The 20142-nt window shown below is 64.8% G+C and carries 17 protein-coding genes and 1 tRNA gene; 8 read left to right on the top strand and 10 right to left on the bottom strand.

Annotated elements, in window-relative coordinates:
• Positions 1–136 precede the first annotated feature (136 nt).
• From B3E94_RS07695 to B3E94_RS07685, 3 genes are all read left to right on the top strand, one after another.
• Positions 137–3037, top strand: coding sequence for an aminotransferase (locus B3E94_RS07695; RefSeq protein WP_286912963.1), 2901 nt, complete (start codon positions 137–139; stop codon positions 3035–3037).
• Positions 3038–3177: 140 nt separating this feature from the next.
• The gene (gene aguA / locus B3E94_RS07690; RefSeq protein WP_236238168.1) at positions 3178–4284 is read left to right on the top strand and encodes an agmatine deiminase; all 1107 of its coding nucleotides are present in this window, start codon (positions 3178–3180) and stop codon (positions 4282–4284) included.
• A 183-nt stretch (positions 4285–4467) separates the two neighbouring features.
• Complete coding sequence (locus B3E94_RS07685; protein ID WP_236193409.1) at positions 4468–4665, top strand: hypothetical protein; 198 nt, start codon at positions 4468–4470, stop codon at positions 4663–4665.
• Positions 4666–4844: 179 nt separating this feature from the next.
• Here the strand turns inward: B3E94_RS07685 and B3E94_RS07680 are convergent, their stop codons facing one another.
• Complete coding sequence (locus tag B3E94_RS07680; protein WP_286912962.1) at positions 4845–6947, bottom strand: TonB-dependent receptor; 2103 nt, start codon at positions 6945–6947, stop codon at positions 4845–4847.
• 468 nt (positions 6948–7415) lie between these two features.
• Here B3E94_RS07680 and B3E94_RS07675 point away from each other — a divergent pair, with 468 nt between their 5' ends.
• Complete coding sequence (locus tag B3E94_RS07675) at positions 7416–8735, top strand: OprD family porin (RefSeq protein ID WP_236238166.1); 1320 nt, start codon at positions 7416–7418, stop codon at positions 8733–8735.
• Positions 8736–8765: 30 nt separating this feature from the next.
• Here the strand turns inward: B3E94_RS07675 and B3E94_RS07670 are convergent, their stop codons facing one another.
• The 3 genes from B3E94_RS07670 to B3E94_RS07660 all read right to left on the bottom strand — a co-directional run bounded on the left by B3E94_RS07670 (position 8766) and on the right by B3E94_RS07660 (position 12725).
• Positions 8766–10433 carry an FMN-binding glutamate synthase family protein gene (locus tag B3E94_RS07670; protein ID WP_176511085.1) on the bottom strand — a complete coding sequence of 556 codons (1668 nt, stop codon included), beginning with the start codon at positions 10431–10433 and terminating at the stop codon, positions 8766–8768.
• A gap of 205 nt (positions 10434–10638) precedes the next feature.
• Positions 10639–12006, bottom strand: a complete 1368-nt coding sequence (locus B3E94_RS07665) for an ATP-binding protein (protein WP_286912961.1) — start codon at positions 12004–12006, stop codon at positions 10639–10641.
• 2 nt (positions 12007–12008) lie between these two features.
• Positions 12009–12725 carry a response regulator gene (locus B3E94_RS07660; RefSeq protein WP_286912959.1) on the bottom strand — a complete coding sequence of 239 codons (717 nt, stop codon included), beginning with the start codon at positions 12723–12725 and terminating at the stop codon, positions 12009–12011.
• Positions 12726–12881: 156 nt separating this feature from the next.
• Here B3E94_RS07660 and B3E94_RS07655 point away from each other — a divergent pair, with 156 nt between their 5' ends.
• Positions 12882–15128 (top strand): TonB-dependent siderophore receptor, encoded by a 2247-nt coding sequence (locus B3E94_RS07655; protein ID WP_286912958.1) that lies wholly within the window; start codon positions 12882–12884, stop codon positions 15126–15128.
• Positions 15129–15236: 108 nt separating this feature from the next.
• Here B3E94_RS07655 and B3E94_RS07650 read toward each other — a convergent pair whose 3' ends face one another.
• Positions 15237–15452, bottom strand: a complete 216-nt coding sequence (locus B3E94_RS07650) for a DUF3079 domain-containing protein (RefSeq protein WP_176517779.1) — start codon at positions 15450–15452, stop codon at positions 15237–15239.
• 137 nt (positions 15453–15589) lie between these two features.
• On the opposite strand from B3E94_RS07650, the gene B3E94_RS07645 reads away from it, so the two are divergent.
• Positions 15590–16042 carry a DUF2442 domain-containing protein gene (locus tag B3E94_RS07645; RefSeq protein WP_286912957.1) on the top strand — a complete coding sequence of 151 codons (453 nt, stop codon included), beginning with the start codon at positions 15590–15592 and terminating at the stop codon, positions 16040–16042.
• A 65-nt stretch (positions 16043–16107) separates the two neighbouring features.
• On the opposite strand, the gene B3E94_RS07640 is transcribed toward B3E94_RS07645, so the two are convergent.
• Positions 16108–16183 (bottom strand) — tRNA-Thr (locus B3E94_RS07640).
• A gap of 98 nt (positions 16184–16281) precedes the next feature.
• A complete protein-coding gene (locus B3E94_RS07635) occupies positions 16282–16530 on the bottom strand; it encodes a hypothetical protein (RefSeq protein WP_286912956.1) in 249 nt (82 codons plus the stop codon).
• A gap of 576 nt (positions 16531–17106) precedes the next feature.
• On the opposite strand from B3E94_RS07635, the gene B3E94_RS07630 reads away from it, so the two are divergent.
• Together B3E94_RS07630 and B3E94_RS07625 are read left to right on the top strand one after the other, a co-directional pair.
• Positions 17107–17376: a hypothetical protein gene (locus tag B3E94_RS07630; protein ID WP_176517776.1), complete on the top strand. Its 270-nt coding sequence runs from the start codon at positions 17107–17109 to the stop codon at positions 17374–17376.
• 4 nt (positions 17377–17380) lie between these two features.
• A complete protein-coding gene (locus tag B3E94_RS07625) occupies positions 17381–17653 on the top strand; it encodes a DUF3077 domain-containing protein (protein ID WP_176517775.1) in 273 nt (90 codons plus the stop codon).
• Between the two features lie 218 nt (positions 17654–17871).
• Here B3E94_RS07625 and B3E94_RS07620 read toward each other — a convergent pair whose 3' ends face one another.
• The 3 genes from B3E94_RS07620 to B3E94_RS07610 all read right to left on the bottom strand — a co-directional run.
• Positions 17872–19077 (bottom strand): methyltransferase, encoded by a 1206-nt coding sequence (locus B3E94_RS07620; RefSeq protein ID WP_286912955.1) that lies wholly within the window; start codon positions 19075–19077, stop codon positions 17872–17874.
• Positions 19078–19174: 97 nt separating this feature from the next.
• Positions 19175–19864, bottom strand: coding sequence for an ABC transporter permease (locus B3E94_RS07615; RefSeq protein WP_236193405.1), 690 nt, complete (start codon positions 19862–19864; stop codon positions 19175–19177).
• Positions 19861–20142, bottom strand: a 282-nt coding sequence (locus B3E94_RS07610) for an ABC transporter permease subunit (RefSeq protein WP_286912953.1), incomplete at its 5' end; no start/stop codon positions are given. The genes B3E94_RS07615 and B3E94_RS07610, both read right to left, overlap by 4 nt.

The following is a 20142-nucleotide window of genomic DNA, read 5'->3' as shown; positions in this document are numbered from 1 at the left end:
CCGCCCCTGGCCTGTTGCAGCCTAGATGGCAGAAGGATCCGAGCGTTGACGCATGATCATCATTTCATCTTTGCCACTTGTTTATCGGCCTTGGCAGTGGCGAGATAAGCGAAAAGTAAAAGAGGTTTCATCTTCCATGCCCCTCAGCACCCTGATCCAGCGTTCCAGCCTGCCCAGCCCATCGCTCAGCGAAGCCCAGGCCCATGCCTTGCTGCAGGCGCATTACGACCTTGCCGGCAGCCTGTGTGCACTGGGCAGCCAGCAGGACCTGAACTTCCGGCTGGACACGGGCCAGGGGCGCTACGTGCTCAAGGTCTGCCATGGCAGCTATGCCCAGGTGGAGCTGGAGGCGCAGCATGCGGCATTGGCCTACCTGCGCGAGCAGGGCGTGCCGGTGCCGGGCGTGCGCCCGGCGCGTGACGGGCAGGCCTTGCTGGCGCTGGACATCGACGGGCAACCGCTGCGGGCACGCGTGCTCGATTATATCGAAGGGCAGCCGCTGACTCGACTCAAGCACATGCCGGCGCGCCTGATCGCCGAGCTGGGCGCGCTGTGCGCCCGGGTCGACAAGGCCCTGGCCGGCTTCGACCACCCGGGCCTGGCGCGGACCCTGCAATGGGACCCGCAGCACGCCCAGGCGCTGATCGAGCACCTGCTGCCGGTGCTGCAAGACCCGGCCCAGCGTGCGCGCATCGAGCAGGCCACCTCCCAGGCCAGCGCGCAACTGGCGCCGCTGGTGGAGCAACTGCCAAGCCAGGCGGTGCACCTGGACATCACCGACGACAATGCCGTATGGGCCCGCGATGGCGAACGCCAGTGGCAACTGCAGGGCGTCATCGACTTCGGCGACCTGCTGCGCACCTGGCGCATCGCCGACCTGTCGGTGACCTGCGCGGCATTGCTGCACCACGCCGAAGGCGACCCGCTGCGCATCCTGCCAGCGGTGCGTGCCTACCAGGCCATCAACCCGCTGAGCGAGGCCGAGCTGCGCGCCCTGTGGCCGCTGGTGCTGAACCGCGCCGCGGTGCTGGTGCTGAGCAGCGAGCAGCAACTGGCCGTGGACCCGGGCAACCAGTACACCCGCGACAATATCGCCCACGAGTGGGAGATCTTCGACACCGCCACCGCCGTGCCCTTCGCCTTGATGCAGGCCGCCATCCTGCAGGCCGCCGGCGTCGAGCCCGGCCGACCCGACCTGGCCGATTGCGCCCCCTTGCTGCCGGCGCTGGCCGGGCAGGCGGTCAAGCGCCTGGACCTGGGTGTGCTCAGCCCCCATTGCCAGGCCGGCAACTGGGAGCAGCCCGGTTTCGACCAGCACCTGCTGACGGCGCAACCCGCCCCGGCCTGCAGCCTGCATGGGCAGTATCGCCTGTCGCAAACTCACATCGACCGCGCCGACGAGCCGGCCACCTGCGCCCTGGGCGTCGAGTTGCATGTGCCCGATGGCGCTGCAGTGCAGGCGCCGCAGGCAGGCACCTGGCAGCGCCTTGGCGACGGCCGTGGCTGCCTGCGTACCGCGCACTGGGCCTTGTGGCTGAGCGGCCTGGAAGGCACCCCGGCCGATGGCCAGGCCGTGGCCAAGGGGCAGGCGCTGGGCAGCAGCTGTGGTTTTCTCAGCGTGCAACTGTGCCTGGACGCCGCCCTGCAGCCGCCGTTCTTCGCCACGCCTTCGCGTGCCGCTGCCTGGCTGGCGCTGTGCCCGTCACCGGCCGCGCTGCTGGGCTTCGATTGCGACGCCGAGCCGCTGCCCGATGCACAGGCCCTGCTGGCCCGCCGCGACGCCAGCTTCGCCCGCTCGCAGAAGCACTACTACGCCCAGCCGCCACAGATCGAGCGCGGCTGGCGCAACTACCTGATCGACCTGCAGGGCCGCTCCTACCTCGACATGCTCAACAACGTCGCGGTACTCGGCCACGGCCACCCGCGCATGGCGGCCGAATCGGCGCGGCAATGGTCGCTGCTCAACACCAACTCGCGCTTCCATTACGCCGCCATCGCCGAGTTTTCCGAGCGCCTGCTGGCGCTGGCGCCCGAAGGCTTCGACCGGGTGTTTCTGGTCAACAGCGGCACCGAAGCCAACGACCTGGCGATTCGCCTGGCCTGGGCCTACAGCGGTGGGCGCGACCTGCTCAGCGTGCTGGAGGCCTACCATGGCTGGTCGGTGGCGACCGACGCCATCTCCACCTCCATCGCCGACAACCCCCAGGCCCTGGAAACCCGCCCGGACTGGGTGCACCCGGTCGAGGCGCCGAACACCTTCCGTGGCCGTTACCGGGGCGCCGACAGCGCGGCCGACTACCTGCGCGATGTCGATGCCAAGCTTGCCGACCTCGACACCCGTGGCCGCCAGCTGGCCGGCATGATCTGCGAGCCGGTGTATGGCAACGCCGGGGGCATCTCGCTGCCGGCGGGCTACCTGCAACAGGCCTATGCCAAGGTGCGCGAGCGCGGCGGCGTGTGCATCGCCGACGAGGTGCAGGTGGGTTACGGCCGGCTCGGCGAGTACTTCTGGGGCTTCGAGGAGCAGGGCGTGGTGCCCGACATCATCACCATGGCCAAAGGCATGGGCAACGGCCAGCCCCTGGGCGCGGTGATCACCCGCCGCGAAATCGCCGAGGCGCTGGAGGCCGAGGGCTACTTCTTCTCCTCGGCGGGCGGCAGCCCGGTGAGCTGCCGCATCGGCATGGCGGTGCTGGAGGTGATGGACGAGGAGGGGCTGTGGCAGAACACCCGCGACACCGGGCGCTATTTCAAGGCGCGCTTGCAGGCCTTGGTCGATAAACATCCGCTTGCCGGTGCGGCACATGGCTCGGGCTTCTACCTGGGCCTGGAGCTGGTGCGCGACCGCCAGACCCTGGAGCCGGCCACCGAGGAAACCACCCAGCTGTGCAACCGCCTGCGTGACCTGGGCATCTTCATGCAGCCGACCGGGGATTACCTGAACATCCTCAAGATCAAGCCGCCGATGTGTACCACGCGGGCCAGCGTGGACTACTTTGTCGACAGCATCGATCGCATCCTGTCGGAAGGCCTGTAATCACAGTGAAACCGCGTATGTCGATTGTTATCGACATACGCGGTTTTTTTATTCCTTAACGGTTGGTAGGCTGGCTTTTATTGTCGATATATATCGGGTATAAAACCGCCATGCCTTCCCCTATTCCCCAGAGGTTACCGATGAAGACCCTCAACTCCACGCCGCGCGCCGATGGCTTCCACATGCCCGCCGAATGGGCGCCGCAAAGCCAGGTCTGGATGGTCTGGCCCGAGCGTTCGGACAACTGGCGCCTGGGCGGCAAGCCTGCCCAGGCCGCCCACGTGACCCTGGCCAAGGCCATTGCCCGCTTCGAGCCGGTCACCGTTGCCGTGTCTGCCGGCCAGTACGAAAACGCCCGCCGCCAGCTCGACCTGCCGAACATCCGCGTGGTGGAAATCAGCAACGATGACGCCTGGGTGCGCGACACCGGCCCGACCTTCGTGATCAACGACGCCGGCGAAGTGCGCGGCGTGGACTGGGGCTTCAACGCCTGGGGCGGCTTCGACGGCGGCCTGTACGCGCCGTGGAACCGCGACGAAGAGCTGGCGGCCAAGGTACTGGAAATGGAGCGCTGCCAGCGCTACCACACCGAAGGTTTCGTGCTCGAAGGTGGCTCGATCCACGTCGACGGCGAAGGCACCCTGATCACCACCGAAGAGTGCCTGCTCAACCGCAACCGCAACCCGCACCTGAACCGTGAGCAGATCGAAGAGATCCTGCGCGAGCACCTGGCGGTGGAAACCATCGTCTGGCTGCCGGATGGCCTGTACAACGACGAAACCGATGGCCACGTCGACAACTTCTGCTGTTACGTCAGCCCAGGCGAAGTGTTACTGGCCTGGACCGATGATTCCAACGACCCCAACTACGCCCGCTGCCACGCCGCGTTCGAGGTGCTGAAAAACAGCCGTGATGCCAAAGGCCGCGAGTTCGTGGTGCACAAGATGCCCATTCCCGGCCCGCTGTTCGCCACCGAAGAAGAGTGCGCCGGTGTCGACCACGTGGTCGGCAGCCAGGAGCGCGACCCGTCGGTGCGCCTGGCCGGTTCCTACGTGAACTTCCTGATCGTCAACGGCGGCATCATCGCGCCAAGCTTCAACGACCCGGCAGATGCCCAGGCCAGAGCGATCCTGGCGAAGATCTTCCCCGACCACGAAGTGGTGATGATCCCTGGCCGCGAGCTGCTGCTCGGTGGCGGCAACATCCACTGCCTGACCCAGCAGCAACCGGCGCCGTTCAAGCGCTGAGGCTGCGATGCAGAAAAGGCCCGTCGGATGACGGGCCTTTTTTTTGCGCGGGCGATATGTGGCACTGTGAATGGCATATGTTTTGTATTGATTTCAGGGAGTTACTGAAGCACGTCGGATCGCCGTCTTGTAACAATCACTACGTAAATTAGCCGCTCACGGGCCAAGGGAGTACGTGTAGACATGAATGCAGCAAGTGAGACGGCTTTGCGCCCATCGTCAGTGAATCGCCAATCGCTCAGAATGCTGGCGCAGTGGTTGAAACACCATGGAAGCAATCGGGTCAGGACGACCGACCCACGACGTCTGCTTGACGGCCGCTATCCGCAAGGGCTGATCAGCGATGCGGAGCTTGAAGCACTGCTGGGTGTGTGGCACTGAAACAGGGCAGGAGCCCGACCCCATGAAAAACGCCACCGTGAATGCGGTGGCGTTTTCGTTTGTGGGGTGTCAGTGGCGGCCTCATCGCCGGCAAGCCGGCTCCCACAAGGGGCAGCGCAGGGTGTGGACTGCCCGTGTAGGAGCCGGCTTGCCGGCGATAGGGCCGGTGCAGGCAACCATCAGAAGCTGTAGGTACCGGTCACCACCAGGCTACGCGGGTCTCCTGGCTGAATCTGCGCGGCACTGGTCGCCGAGCTGTAGTAGGTCTTGTCGGCAATGTTGCTCAGCGCCGCCCGCACATCCCACTCCCGGGTCCGGAAGCCCGCCAGCGCATCCCAGCGCCCGTAGCCCGGCAGCACCGTGGTGTTCTGGTTGTCGGCATAACGCTCGCCCACCAGGGTCAGGCCGGTTTCCGCGTACCAGCCAAGCTCGGGCTTCCAGGTCACGAACAGGCTGGCGTTGCGCTTGGCCACATCGTTGATGCGGTTGCCTTCCAGGCCGTTGTTGTCCTTGACGATGGTGGCGTCCTGCAAGCCGATACCGCCGCGCACGTACCAGTTGCCAACGACGTTGCCGGTGGCGGTCAGCTCGATGCCGCGCGAGCGCTGCAGGCCGCTCATCACGGTGATTTCCGGGTTGATCGGGTCACGCGTGCGGCGGTTGTAGAGCTCCAGCTCGTAGATCGCCAGCGTGGTGGTCAGGCGCTCGTCCAGCCAGTCGCTCTTGACCCCGATTTCCTTCTGCCGGGTCAGCTCGGGGCTGGTGTCGTTGGTGTTGCCCGGGGCGCCTGGGGTGATGCCGATCAGGCCGCCGCCGACCGGCGAGAAGGTCTTGCTCCACGAGGCATAGAACGAATGGTCGCGCCACGGCGTATAGACCACGCCCAGGCGGGGGCTGGTGGTGGTGCTGTCCTGTTTTTCGGAAAGGTCGCGCACCTTGTTGGTGGTTTCCACTTCGAACTGGTCGAAACGCACCCCGGCGAGGATCTGCCATTGATCGTTCAGGCGGATCTGGTCTTGCAGGTACAGGCCACGGCTGTCGACCACCGTGTGGTTGTCGCTCGACACCACCATCTTGCCGTTGTGCTGCAGGTCACGGTTGGGGTTGTTCAGGTCCAGCGGCGGCACCGGCGTGCCACCGGCCGAAACTGCCGCGGCGTTGTACAGCGTCGGGTCGCGGCGCTGATGGCCCAGCTCCAGGCCCACGAGCAGCTTGTGCTCCACGCCCCAGGTGGCGAAATCGCCTTCGGCCTCGAGGTTGTTGAACAGGTTGCGGGTGGTCAGGTCCTGCTGCCAGCGCTGGCGAGTGACGGTGTTGTTGCTGGCGTTGTAGGCGGTTGCGTAGGTGTTGTCGAAATCGCTGTCGAGCTGGAACAGGCCCAGGGTATGGCGCAGTTGCCAGGTGTCGTTGAGCTGGTAGTTCAGGCGCGAGCGCAACGACTGCGCGCGGTCGTCGATGTAGTCGCGCTGGGTGTCGCCGTAGGTGGTGCTGCGGCTGACGTCGGCAGGGCGGCCGTTGACCCCGGGGATGCCGCGATCGGGGGTGCGGTTGTAGCGGCTGTATTCGTACTGCACCAGCCAGTTCAGGTCCTGGGAGATCTGCCAGCTCATCGACGGGGCGAACAGCTGGCGGCTGCCATCGATGCCATCGCGGAAGCTGTTGTTGTCCTGGTTGCCCAGGTTCAGGCGCAGGCTCACGGTGTCGCTGGGGTCGGCGCTGAGGTCGGCGTACAGGCTGCGCAGGTCTTCGCTGCCGCCCTGGGCTTCGATGGACGAGCGCCGGCCTTGCTCTGGGGCCTTGCTCACCCGGTTGACGATGCCGCCCTGGCTGCCACGGCCATACAGCACGGCTGCCGGGCCCTTGAGCACTTCGACCCGCTCGATGTTGTGCAGGTCGCGGATGTACTGGCTGTCGTCGCGAATGCCGTCCAGGTAGAAGTCGTTGCTGGCCTCGAAGCCGCGAATGCGCACGCTGTCGAAGCGCGTGTCGGCGCCGCTGCTGACGTTGGGGATGCCTTCGAGCGCCTTGCCCAGGGTGTTGCTGCCGTAATCCAGCACGTTGGCGGCTTTTACCGTGTCGATGGCCTGCGGCACGTAGCGCACCGGCGTGGAAGTGCGAGTGGCAGTGCTCACTTCCTTGACCCGCGGGTTGTCTTCTTCGCGCTCGCTGTCGGCGGTTACCGACAGTTCCGGCAGGGTGGTGGTGGCGGCGCTGGCCAGGCTGGCGCTGAACAGCAGCGAGAGGCCGAGTGTCAGGGGTGAAAGGCGGCAAGGGGCAAGCATGGAGGCATCCAGACCTGGGGCAGGTGAAAAGGGATGCGAATGGTAATGCTTGCTATTTGCTACTGCTCGGGAATTCGTAAAGGCTTGTCTTTACGTTTGTATCACTTTGTTACTAGTCAATTGGCAGGGTGCCATCAGGTAAATCGTGATTGAGATCAAAATGAGATTTCTGACAAAAGATAAATTGCCTGCTGATGGCGCGAACGTGCGCGCAAATGCAGCGTTCCTCTGGGTGATTTTGGTTATAACGACCTACATTTCACGACTTTTTGACATTTGTAATCGCACACGGCTAGGATTCCGCCAACGCCTGCTGGCCATGACCTGGCCATGCTGCTGTTCAAGGCCCGCCACATAAGCTTCGGCGGGCTTTTCAGTTTGGATCCGCATAGCGTCGAACCTACGAAGGGGCGTTGGTTCCTGGCGTCATATTGCAGAGCGTTTTTGATTAGGAATAAGGAAAACAACATGTTGAAAACCAGGATCAGCCTGGTCGCCCTGGCGATGATCGCCGCGACCCAGGCCCAGGCCAACGAGCAGGCCGACAGCAAGGGCTTCATCGAGGACAGCCACGCAAACGTTCTCCTGCGTAACGCCTACATCAACCGTGACAAGAAGCACGGCACTGATGACCAGATCGAATGGGGCCAGGCGGCCATCGCCAACTTCTCCTCCGGCTTCACCCAGGGCACCGTCGGTGTCGGCGTCGACGCATTCGGCCTGTACGCCGTGCGCCTGGATGGCGGCAAGGGCCACAACGGTGGCGCCGGTGTCGACTTCTTCAAGCCGCACAACACCACCAACGCCGACGACAACGCCAGCGGCCCGCATGACCTGGCCCGCGCCGGTGCAGCGGTGAAGTTCCGCATCTCCAACACCGTGCTCAAGTACGGTGACCAGATGCCGACCCTGCCCGTGCTGCAGTACGACGACGCGCGCCTGCTGCCAGAAAGCTTCACTGGCACTCTGATCACCTCCAAGGAAATCCAGGGCCTGGAGCTGAACGCCGGTCGCTTCACCCAGGAAGCGCGCAAGAGCGCCGAGCGTCGTGACGGTGGCGGCCTTAAGTCGATCAACGTGCTCGGCGGCAGCTACAAGTTCACCGACAACTTCACCGCTTCGCTGTACACCGCAGACAACGAAGACGTGATGAAGAAGCACTACCTGGGCCTGAACTACGTCTTCCCGATCGCCAATGACCAGTCGCTGACCCTGGACTTCAACGGCTACAAGTCGGACATCGACAAGAAGTTCGTCCAGTCTGCCGAGCTCAACGGCGACTCCAACACCATCTGGAGCCTGGCCGCGACCTACGCCTACGGCGCGCACTCGTTCACCATCGCGCACCAGCGCAGCACCGGCAGCACCGGCTACAACTACGGCTGGTACCAGAACGAAGGCGGCGTGGGTGACGGTGGTTCGACCATCTACCTGGCCAACTCCTACTGGTCCGACTTCAACGCCGAAGACGAGCGCTCCTGGCAGCTGGGCTACGGCCTGGACTTCGGCGCCTACGGCATCCCGGGCCTGACCTACAAGCTGGCCTACGTGGTGGGTGACAACATCAACACCCGCAACGTCAAGAATCCGGAAGGCTTCGGCGAAGGTAAAGAGCGCGAGATCTTCAACCAGATCCGCTACGTGGTACAGGACGGCCCGGCCAAGGACCTGTCGATCAAGCTGCGCAGCTCGTTCCTGCGCACCAACAACGCTGTACAGCAGAACGGCTACAACGACGACGGCAACGAAGTCCGCGTATTCGTCGAGTACCCGATCAGCATCTTCTGATACTGATCAGGCGTACCCAACAGCCCTGGCTTATGCCGGGGCTGTTTCTTTTCTGCGCACCGGTGCCGCGGGCGCCGCTGCCGCCTCCCCGGTCTCTGGCGCAAAGCTGTCGCTGCGGGCCATCCGCCACATCCGCGCATAGAACTCGCTTTCGATCGAGCCGCTGAGCAGTTCGCCCGGCTTGAGGAATTGGTGCAGGTCGGAAAACAGGCTGATTTCGCTGGTGCTGATGCGCCGCGCCAGGTGCTTGGGCTTGAGCTCCGACGGGTGCTCAAGGCCCGCCGCCGCGAGCATTTCGGCCAAGGCGTGCAAGGTATTGCGGTGGAAACTGGCCACCCGCTGGGCCTTGTCCGGCACCACCAGCGCGCGCTGGCGCAGTGGGTCCTGGGTGGCAACGCCGGTCGGGCACTTGTTGGTGTGGCAGCTCTGCGACTGGATGCAGCCGATGGCGAACATGAAGCCGCGCGCCGAGTTGACCCAGTCGGCGCCGATCGCCAGCACGCTGGCGATATCGAAGGCGCTGACGATCTTGCCCGCCGCGCCGAGGCGGATGCTCGAGCGCAGGTTCAGGCCCACCAGGGTGTTGTGCACGAACATCAACCCTTCGCGCATGGGCACGCCCATGTTGTCGCTGAACTCGCGTGGCGCCGCGCCCGTGCCGCCTTCCTTGCCATCGACGACGATGAAGTCGGGGGTGATGCCGGTCACCAGCATGGCTTTGGCGATGCCCATGAACTCCCACGGGTGGCCCAGGCAGAACTTGAAGCCCACCGGCTTGCCCCCAGACAGCTCGCGCAGGCTGGCGACGAAGTGCAGCAGCTCCATGGGGGTGTGGAAGGCGCTGTGCGCAGCGGGCGAGATGCAGTCCTGGCCTTCGCGCACGCCGCGGGTGGCGGCGATTTCCGCACTCACCTTGTGGCCTGGCAGGATGCCGCCATGGCCCGGCTTGGCGCCCTGGCTGAGCTTGATTTCGATCATCTTCACCTGCGGGTCGCTGGCCTGGGCGGCGAAGCGTTGCGGGTCGAACTGCCCATCTTCCGTGCGGCAGCCGAAGTAGCCGCTGCCGATTTCCCAGATCAGGTCGCCGCCGTGCTCGCGGTGGTAGGGGCTGATGCTGCCTTCGCCGGTGTCATGGGCAAAGCGGCCCAGGCGCGCGCCCTGGTTGAGCGCGGCGATGGCGTTGGCGCTGAGGGCGCCGAAACTCATCGCCGAGATGTTGAAGATCGACGCCGAGTAAGGCCGGCGGCACTGCGGCCCGCCGATGGAAATGCGAAACGAGGCCGGGTCCGGCGTTGCCACCGGCAGCATCGAATGGCTGATGAATTCGAAGCCCGGCTTGTAGGCATCGTTGAGCGTGCCGAACGCCTTCTCGGCGCTTTCGTTCTTGGCTCGGGCGTAGACCAGCGAGCGCTGCGAGCGCGAGAACGGCAGCTTGTCGTCGTCGCCTTCGATCAGGTACTGGCGGATTTCCGGGCGAATGGTTTCGATCAGGTAACGGATGTTGCCCAGGATCGGATAGTTGCGGCGCACGGCGTGGTGGCTCTGGCGCAGGTCGTTGAGGCCGACCAGGCTGAGCAGGGCGGTGACCACCGTCAGCGGCCACAGCCAGGCGTGTTCGGCGAGCAGGGGGAGGCTGGCGAAGGTGAACAGCAGGCACAGGGCCAGGCAGGCGTAGCGGCTGGGTAGGGAGTGTTTCATGGGTCCATCGCAGGCAGGATGACCGGGCCAAGCATAGGCAAACTGGGCGTTTGGAAAACCAGGCGAAACGGTAAAACACTGTTACCTGATAGTGGGTTGCTTTGTGGCTGCGGGCCTCATCGCCGGCAAGCCGGCTCCCACAGAGGTAGACCGCACTGGGCCTTGTGGGAGCCGGCTTGCCGGCGATGAGGCCCGCAAAGCCCCCTTAGCCAGGCAGCCGAACGCTGGCCCGCAAGCCACCCCCGTCGCGGTTGGCCAACAGCAATTCACCGCCATGGCTGGCCGCGATGCGCTGGGCGATGCTCAGCCCCAGCCCATAGCCACCAGAGCCCTGGTTGCGCGAGCCCTCGCCACGCACGAACGGGTCGGTGATGGTGGCCAGCAACCCCGGCGCAATCCCCGGGCCACGATCATCGACGTGGATGAGCACCCCCGTGGCGCTGCGTTCCAGCGTGACCGACACCTCCCTGGCATAACGCAAGGCATTGACCAGCAGGTTCTGCAGGCAGCGCTGCATCAGCAGCGCATCCACTCGCACGCTGCCGGCCTTGCCCTGCACGGGCAGTGCTTCCTCGCCAGTGGCCAGGTCGGCGCACTGCCGCGACACCAGCCGGTCGAGGTCCACTTGCTGCAGGTTCTGCTGCTCGCCTGCACGCACATAATCCAGCACCTGGCCGATCATGCCGTCCATCTGCGTGATGTTCTGGCGCAAGCGCTCGCGGTGTTCGTCGTCGGCCAGGCGCTCCAGGCGCAGGCGCATGCGGGTCAGCGGCGTGCGCAGGTCGTGGGAGACGGCGGCGAGGAAGTACGCCTTGTCGTTGACCATGCTGATCAGGCGCTGCTGCATGGCGTTGAAGGCCTGGGCCGCCTGGCGTACCTCCTGCGGGCCGTCCAGCGCCAGTGGCGCCTGCGCCAGGTTGCTGCCCAGGCCACGGGCGGCGTCGGCCAGGCGCTGCAGCGGGCGCAGGCACAGGCGCACCGCCACCAGGCACACCAGCAGCACGGCGAGCATGCGCACGGCATACACCCGCAGCAGGTAATCGCTGATCAGCAACCAGGCCGACTCGCCACTCCAGTCCTGCAACTCCTGGCCATCGACCAGCAGCCAGTGGCCGTCGGCCAGCGGCACGGCGAACTGCAGGTGCGCCTGGGCCGTGCGCAAGCCGAACAGGCTGTGCCAGACGATCGGCTGGCCCTGCTCGTCGGTGAGGTGGGCCTTGAGCAGCCGCACCGCCTGCGCATGCCCCAATTCGTAGCTGAGCGACTGCTGCAGTAATTGCGCGATGCGCCGATGGCCGCGGCGCTGGTTGTCTTCGGGCCCCGGCGGGTGGTCGGCGCAGCGCACATGGTAGTGCCTGGGCACCTGCACGCCGGCGGCCTGGCAATCGGCCTGGGCAATCAGCGGCGCGCTGCGGGCGGCCATCAGGCGCACAGGGGCTTCGAGCACCTGGGCAAAGCGCACATCGAACCAGATGCTGCTCGACATCAGCTGGATCACCAGCGTGCCGCTGACCATGATCAGCAACAACTGGCCGAACAGCGTGCGCGGCCACAGGCGCCGCAGCCAGCGCATGCTCAGCCGGCCTCGGCGCGGTGGATGCTCAGCAGGTAGCCTTCGTTGCGGATGGTGAGGATCTGCGCCGCGTTGGCAGGCGCCCGGCGCAGTTGCTGGCGCAGGCGGCTGATGCACATGTCCACCGAACGGTCGTCGGGCAGGTGCTCGCGGCCGAACGCGCTGCGCGTGAGCTGATCGCGCGATACCACGCGGTTGTTGGCCTCCAGCAGTTCACGCAGCACCCGGTAATCGGACCGGGGCAGCGTCAGCGCCTGACCATCGGGGCGGGTGAGCAGGCGCTTGACGTGTTCCAGGCTGAAGCCGGCAAAGTGCTGGGCCTCGGCCGCTGGCGCCTCGCTCGGCGCATCCAGGCGTTGCGGGCGGCGCAGCACGGCCTTGATGCGGGCAATCAGCTCGCGCGGCTCGAAAGGCTTGGCCAGGTAGTCATCAGCGCCCACTTCCAGGCCGATGATGCGGTCCAGGGTGCTGCCCTTGGCCGACAGCATGATCACCGCCAGGCCCGGGGTGGCCTGCAGCTGCCGGCACAGGCTCAGGCCATCTTCGCCTGGCAGCATTAAGTCCAGCACCACCAGGTCGACCTTGTGCCGGGCCATCTCTTGGCGCATGCCATCACCGTCGGCCGCCGCCACCACCGTGTAGCCGGCATCGGTCAGGTAATCGCAGAGAAGTTCGCGGATCTCGTCGTCATCATCGACGACCAGTAGGGTCGTGCTCATCGGGGAAAAACACCTGTTCGGGGAGGGCCTTCAGCGCTCGTTACGTTCAATTACATGCCCGTACAAGCCGAGCATGGAGCGCAGTGGGCGCATCCCTAGAATCGTAACAAAAAATCATCTGCAAATACGAAGCCTTCCCAAATGAAACCTCAAAGCATGAAGCTTCACCCGCTCGCCTGCGTCGTCGCGCTGGCCGTCAGCGGCAGTGCCCTGGCCGCCGAAACCCAACCCATGGAGTTGCAAGCCACGCAGATTCAAGACAGTGCCTTGCTGCCAGCCGACGCTGCCGGCCAGCTCGGCTACACGGTGGAAAGCACCCGCAGCTCCACAGGCCTGGCCCTGACGCCCCGGCAGACCCCGCAGTCGGTCACCAGCATCACCCGCCAGCAGATGGACGACCGCGATATCCACACCATCGCCCAGGCACTGGACACCACGCCGGGGGTGACCGCCAACCAGTCCGAGGTAGGCGGGCGCACCGACTTCCGTGCCCGCGGCTACTCGATCAGCAACTGGAAGGTCGATGGCTTGCAGTTCCAGGGTGGCTCCGACTTCAGCGGTGGCGGCAATGCGCTGAACATGGACCTGTACGAACGCATCGACATCGTGCGCGGCGCCAACGGCCTGCTCGGCGGCACCGGCGACCCCTCGGCCACCGTCAACCTGCTGCGCAAGGCCCCGACCACCACTTTCGGCGGCAGCGCCTACGCCACCTATGGCAGCTGGGACAAACGCCGCCTGGGCGCCGACCTCAACCTGCCGCTGTCGGCCGATGGCCGCCTGCGTTCGCGCCTGGTGATGACCCAGCAAGACGCCAACTCCTTCCGCGACAATCAGTCCGAGCGCGCTCGCGCGGCCCTGGCCAACTTCGAATTCGACCTGGACGACGCCACCACCCTGGGCGCCGGCTACCAGTACGAATACAACAAGGTGGTCGGCGGCGGCTGGGGTGCCAACATCCCGATCTGGTACCGCGACGGCAGCACCACCGACCTGCCGCGCAGCACCAACCTGGCGCCGAGCTGGAGCTTTGGCGAGTACACCACCCGCACCGCCTTCGGCTCGCTGCAGCACCGCTTCGACAACGACTGGTCGCTGGACCTGAAAGCCGCCCAGAGCACCAGCGAAGTGCTCAACCACCGCGGCCTGGCCAAGGTCAACTCGGCCGGGCGCGGCCGCTACGGCGGCTACTGGGACCAGGATGGCAGCGGCGCGGTGCTCAATGGCCTGCACAGCGCCAGCGACACCACCCAGCAGTCCGCGCAGGTCGACCTGTCGGGGCCATTCCAGCTGTTCGGCCGCACCCACCAGGCGATGGTCGGCTACAACGACAGCCGCACCGTGGCCTGGTCGCCGGAGTACAGCTGCACCATGGTCAGCGACGCCAGCGTCAGCGCCCCCGCGCTTGGCTGCCAGTTCCGCGCCAACAACGGCCTGCCGCTGACCGACTGGCACAACGGCGTGGACAGCGACTTCGACATGCTCGCCTCGCGCACCGGCCGCCACAGCAAGACCACCACCCGCCTGCAGGGCATGTACGCGGCCACCCGCCTGAGCATTACCGACCCACTGTCGGTGATCATCGGCCTGCGCTCCACGGACTACTCCGCCACCACCCGCAGTGTCGGCGGCGTGCGCAGCAACCAGCAGAACCATGGCATCGTCACGCCTTACCTGGGCGCGGTGTACGACCTGGACGACACCTATTCGCTGTATGCCAGCTACACCGACATCTTCAACCCGCAAACGGCCGAGACAGAGAGCGGCACCAAGGTCGAGCCGATTCGTGGCCAGAGCTACGAAACCGGCATCAAGGGCGCGTGGCTGGAGGGGCGGCTGAATGCCTCGGCGGCGTATTTCCGCACCAAGCAGGAAAACAAGGCCGTGCTCGACGATGGCCTGACCACGCCCACCGGAGGTGATGCCTACAAGGCAGGCACCGGCCAGGAAACTGACGGGATCGACCTGGAAATCGCCGGCGCCCTGACGCCGAACTGGAATGTGTATGGCGGGTATACGTACCTGCATTTCCGCCGTGTCGACAGCGACGGGCGTAGCGATCCTTCGCACCTGTTCAAGGCGTCGACGACTTATCGGCTGTCTGGGGCGCTTGATCGGTTGACCGTGGGGGCGGGGGTGAGGGCGCAGACCAACATTCGCGCCATTTCAAGCCCGGCGGGGCAGCCAGTGAATGGGGTGAGTGCGGGGGCTACCGATGTGAACTGGTCGGGGTATGCGATCTGGAATGCGATGGCGAAGTATCAGGTGACTGACGATACGGCGGTTAGCCTGAATGTGGATAACCTGTTCGACAAGCATTACTACACGCAGTATGGGTTCTATGCGGGAGCGATTTATGGGGATCCGCGGAGTGTGTCGGTTGGGGTGAGTACGGCGTTTTGATTTGTAGGTTCATGCCTTTGGTTGTGTAGGGGGTTGGAGATCGAGCGCCGCCCGCGCGGCGCTCGATCTCAACGTCCCCGCATCACTAATGCCGTACACCCGGCCGCCTCACGCCCCCTCACCTGGGCGCCTTCCCCGCTGGTCCACATCATCCTTCTGCAAATGCCCACCCAGACTGTCCCAATCCTCCCCAAACAACTCGACCGGGTGCATGGTCCGGTCTGCGCCATTGCCACAGGCCAGCGCTTTGGCCGGGCAATACAAGTCGCACCCCCAGCAGATGCGCTCTGGGTGGGAGGGGTTGTGGGGAAACTTCTTGGCCATGGCATGCCTCCGGGAGGAGATCGTGTGATCTGAACCTACGCTTGCCACTCCAGCCAGGGCTGACTGAGATCAAGCTTTGTTGAGGTATAGCCAAATTGGCGACATGATCGAGCAGGTCTGTTGAAGGAGTGGATGAAATGGCATCGATGAAACGTCCTCGCCTGCGGGCTGTTCAGCCCCGCCCGGGCGCCAAACTGGAGCTGACATTTACCAATGGCCAGCGATTTACCTTGGACATGAGCGACGCGCTGCAAGCGTATCCAGGGCTAGCGCCGCTGGCCAAGACCAAAGCGTTCGAAAGCGCCATCCTGGGGGATGGCGGCTGGTCGGTGGAATGGCCGCAGCTGGATATTCAGATCGGTGCCGACACCTTGTTACTGGATGCGCTGGCCCAGACAGCACCGGATGAGAACACACGAATTTTCATTCGCTGGCGCTTGCGCCATCGGATGACACTCGACCAGGCGGCCGAAGCGCTTGGTGTGAGTGCGCGGAGCATCAGTCGGTACAGCAGTGGTCGCGAAGCTGTGCCACGCACGTTGGCATTGGCGTGTCTGGGCTGGGAGGCGTTGGAGCAGAAAGCTGCCTAAGCGGCATGGGAAAGCCCGAAACAAAAAAGGCCCACCTTTCGGTGAGCCTTTTTTGATACTGCGTATGGTGCCGGCACCAGGAATCGAACCCGGGACCTACTGATTACAAGTCAGTTGCTCTACCATCTGAGCTATACCGGCAATGGGGCGTCATTATAGCGATCGGTTGGCGCCTGTAAACCACTTCCTTTCGATTGTGCGCAAATGAGCTAAGTCACCGGCCTGAAAGGGGAATTTTCCTACCAGCCGCGGTGGATGGTGTTGACGTTCGGTTCGGTCTTGCCGGGGTTGAAGAACAGCTTGTCGTTGTCGCAGCCGCGCTTGCGGCAGGGGCTTTCGACGCGCAGGGGCAGGCCGTTGTCGCCGCCCAGCTGCATGCCGGGGGTGTTCCAGTCCAGGTGGCTGGTGTGGGGCGCCGGGGTGCTGGTGGCGCAGGCGCCCAGGGCCAGGGTGCAGGCCAGCAGGGTCAGGGGTTTGGCTTGGGTCACGATGCGAAAGTCCGGTAGTCCATTGTCGGTTCTGGCGCGACGCCAGAAGGTCGCGAGGCTGGCGGGCAGCGTGCGACTCGGCTTTTACTGATTTGGGGCGGGGATGATACACCGGTGGCAGGGGTGCCGGGGGAGTGCTTTTGATTGTTGGGTGGCTGGTCGGGCCTCCTCGCGGGGCAAGCCCGCTCCCACAGGTTCGTCACAAGCCTTGAGGTGTGTGCTGGACCTGTGGGAGCGGGCTTGTCCCGCGAATGGGCCTGTCGCCGTAAGGGAATTCTGAACCTGGAGCCTAATGCTTCAGGAAATCAGCATTTGGGAATTATCCTACGCACGCTTGCGAAGTTTCACTGTTGGCGGGGAAGTGGCCCAGGGATACCGTTCCCCGGTCGCCAATACCTGGCGACCGGGTGTGAGAACCCGCTAAGGAGTTACTGAGCTTGCTGTTATGGCAGTCGTACACGGGCAGACTTAGGTCTGGCCGAGCTTTGTAGCTCCCTCGGTTTTCTCACCCCGTGTATGACTGCCGCCTTGATCCGTGAGAAAGGTCTCTGTGGCAGTCCAACCGGAGCTGCTGCCATGAATAAGATTGTCCCCGACCCACCCCGCCAAAAAATCCTCCACACCCCATTCTTCTCGATCCACAGCGACATCACCCCGCCCGACGCCCTCGTATACGCCGCCGAGCTCCTGTGTGGCGTGATCGACACCCTCGACGAATACTGCCACCTGCACGCCGGCGAACCCGGCCTGAACATCCTCGGCAACGCCGCCCACGCCACCGATTCGGCGCGGGTACTCGCCGAGCACGCACTGGCGCGGATAAACGCCGAAAAGGAAGGGGAGTGAGGCCATGACCGACAAACCCACAACCCTTCTCACGGCGGGCGCTGAAACCTTCCTGGAAGTCGGCAACCCACCCATCGACCTGCTGCGGGTGCAGCCGGGCATCCCGGTAGACGATGCCTACGAACAGGTCTCGATCCTGCTCGGCTACATCAAGCACCTGGTGCGCGAAGGCGATATGGAAGATGACCACAAGCTGCTGGGCGCCGCCGACTACCTCAGCGCCTTGGCCAAGGCCTTGATGAACGACATCGAGATGGCCAAGAACCGCCTGCATTAACGCCCCGCGCCTACGCACAAGAAAAGCTTATGCACAAGAGGCATGCGCTGCTTGCGCGAAAGGCATGCCGAACCACGCCACCGCTGGTCTTTGCGCAAACGCCTGTTTTTACTGGGCTTGAAGCACACGAGGGAATAACCGGGCGGCTTGAAATAGCGCTCGGCTTGATCCAGTCATCAAAAGCTTGTTCACAGACTTATCCACAGGTTGTACTGCGGCTAGCGGTCGCGTTCGGCCAGCAGCAGCAGGTTGCGTGGAGTCAAAGGATAGTCGCAGAAAGTGCCAACGCGAACGCTGTAGCCCTGTTCTTCGAGGAACAGGGCGCGATCGAGCACCAGCCACAGTTCCAGCGGCCGGCGGAACAGGTTGCGCAGGCGTTCGAGGTTGCGCACTTGGGCCAGGCGCTGCCAGCCGGCGGCTTCCAGGGCTGCCCAGTCTGCAGTGAGGGTCAGCTCCAGCCCGCGCAGCTCGGCCAGGTCGCGGCAGTACTGGGCGAAGGGTTTGTCCAGCCAGGCAACTGGCAACGATGGCGTGGGCAGGTATTCATCGCACTGGCGTTGCTCGCGCTGCAGCAGGTCGAAGCCCAGGCGCCGGGCCATCGAACGGTCGCGCTGGTGGCGCACGCGGGCGCCGGCAGTGACGGTTTCGCTCAGGGGCAGGCCAAGGTCATTCAGCGACAGCTGCAGCGGCGAGCGCTGCGCGGCTGTGGATAACGCCTGGTAGTGCTCGCCCGGCACGCGGTTGTAGCAGCACGGGGCCACGGCCAGGTGGCGGCAGCCTTGCTGGCTGGCGCTGCGCAGCAGGTGCACGTGCAGCTCGCCGCAGGCGTGCAGGGCCACCACGCTCTTGTCGCTGCCCAGGTACCGGGCGCTGCCTGCGGCCATCACGTCCTGGTGAACGTGGGTGGCGGGCAGCTGATGGTGATCGCTCAGGGCTTGGCCGGCGCTGACCAGCTCAGCGTCGTATTCCAGGCAGGTCAGTTGCTGGCCGGGCTGCAGCAGGCGGCGGCCGAGGTGGCCTTTGCCCGAGCACCAGTCCAGCCAGTGCTGGGTCTGTTGGTGAAAGCCCAGGCGGCGGCTGAAGGCTTCGATCTGCTGCCATTTGCGGCCAGGGACGTTGGCGTCGAGGCGGTGGCCGGCGGGGGGCAGGCCGATGTCGGGGAGCTCGCCTACGGCCGCTAGCTGCTGGGCTTGCTGGGCCAGCTGCGGGAAGGGGGCGGGGAGACGTTGTGGGTCGATGTTGGCCTCGGCGTCGGCCAGGGGGCATTGGCGCAGGTAGGCGGCGAGCTCGGGGTATGCGGTTTCCCAGTCGAGGCGCAGGGCGGTGAAGGGGCGGGGTTTCCACAGCTGTTGGTGGCTGGCCAGGAACTGGTCGAGGGCCTGGAAGCGGTCGCTTAGGTGATGGCTGTGGAGGATGGGGTGCATGGGGGATACAGAGTTGGGTGGTGGTTTTGATGGCCTCTTCGCGGGGCAAGCCCGCTCCCACAGACAGCGCTGTGGGGCGGGCATTTTCAATCCAGGCTCAACGGCCCTGGCAGGCGTCCACGCGCAGCCAGCGCTCGAGCAGCTTGAAGCCTTGCACCAGCACGAACGAGATCACCAGGTAGAACACGCCGGCAGCGAAGAAGATTTCCACCGGCAGGTAGGTGCGGGCAATGATGGTGCGGGCCATGCCGGTCAGTTCCAGCAGGGTCACGGTGCTGGCCAGGGCGCTGGCCTTGAGCATCAGGATCACTTCGTTGCTGTAGGCCGGCAAGCCGATGCGCGCCGCGCGCGGCAGCATGATGTAGAACAGCGTCTTGCCGCGCGACATGCCCAGCGCCCGCGCCGCCTCGATTTCGCCCTTGGGGATGGCCTGCAGCGCACCGCGCAGAATCTCGGCGATGTAGGCGGCGGTGTGCAGGGTCATGGTGACCACGGTGCACCAGAAGGGGTCGCGCAGGTAAGGCCACAGGCTGCTCGAACGCACCAGGTCGAACTGCGCCAGGCCGTAATAGACCAGGAACAGCTGCACCAGCAGCGGCGTGCCGCGGAAGAAGAAGATGTAGCCGTAGGGCAGGGCGCGCACGTACCAGTGGCGCGACGAGCGGGCGATGCCCAGCGGGATGGCCAGGATCAACCCGGCAACCACCGCGATGGCCACCAGCTCCAGGGTCAGGGTGGCGCCCTGGGCCAGGCGTGGCAGCCACTTGATGATCACTTCCCAGTTCATTGTTCAGCCCTCGCAAAGCCGCGAGCGGCGCGTTTTTCCAGGAAGTGCATGCCGGTCATGGCGATGATGGTCAGGCTCAGGTAGATGCAGGCGGCGACCATGTAGAAGGTGAACGGCTCCTTGGTCACGGTCACGCCGATTTGCGCGTGGCGCATGATTTCTTCCAGGCCGATCACCGACACCAGCGCGGTGTCCTTCATCAGGATCATGAACAGGTTGCCAAGGCCGGGCAGGGCGATGCGCCACATCTGCGGCAGGATGATCCGCGACAGGATGCG

Origin of the sequence: Pseudomonas sp. UBA6315 (genome assembly GCF_002438125.1) — a bacterium.
Lineage (GTDB): Bacteria > Pseudomonadota > Gammaproteobacteria > Pseudomonadales > Pseudomonadaceae > Aquipseudomonas > Aquipseudomonas faucium.
Note: the sequence above shows the minus strand (reverse complement) of the source record. Positions and strands in the feature narration are given on the sequence as shown.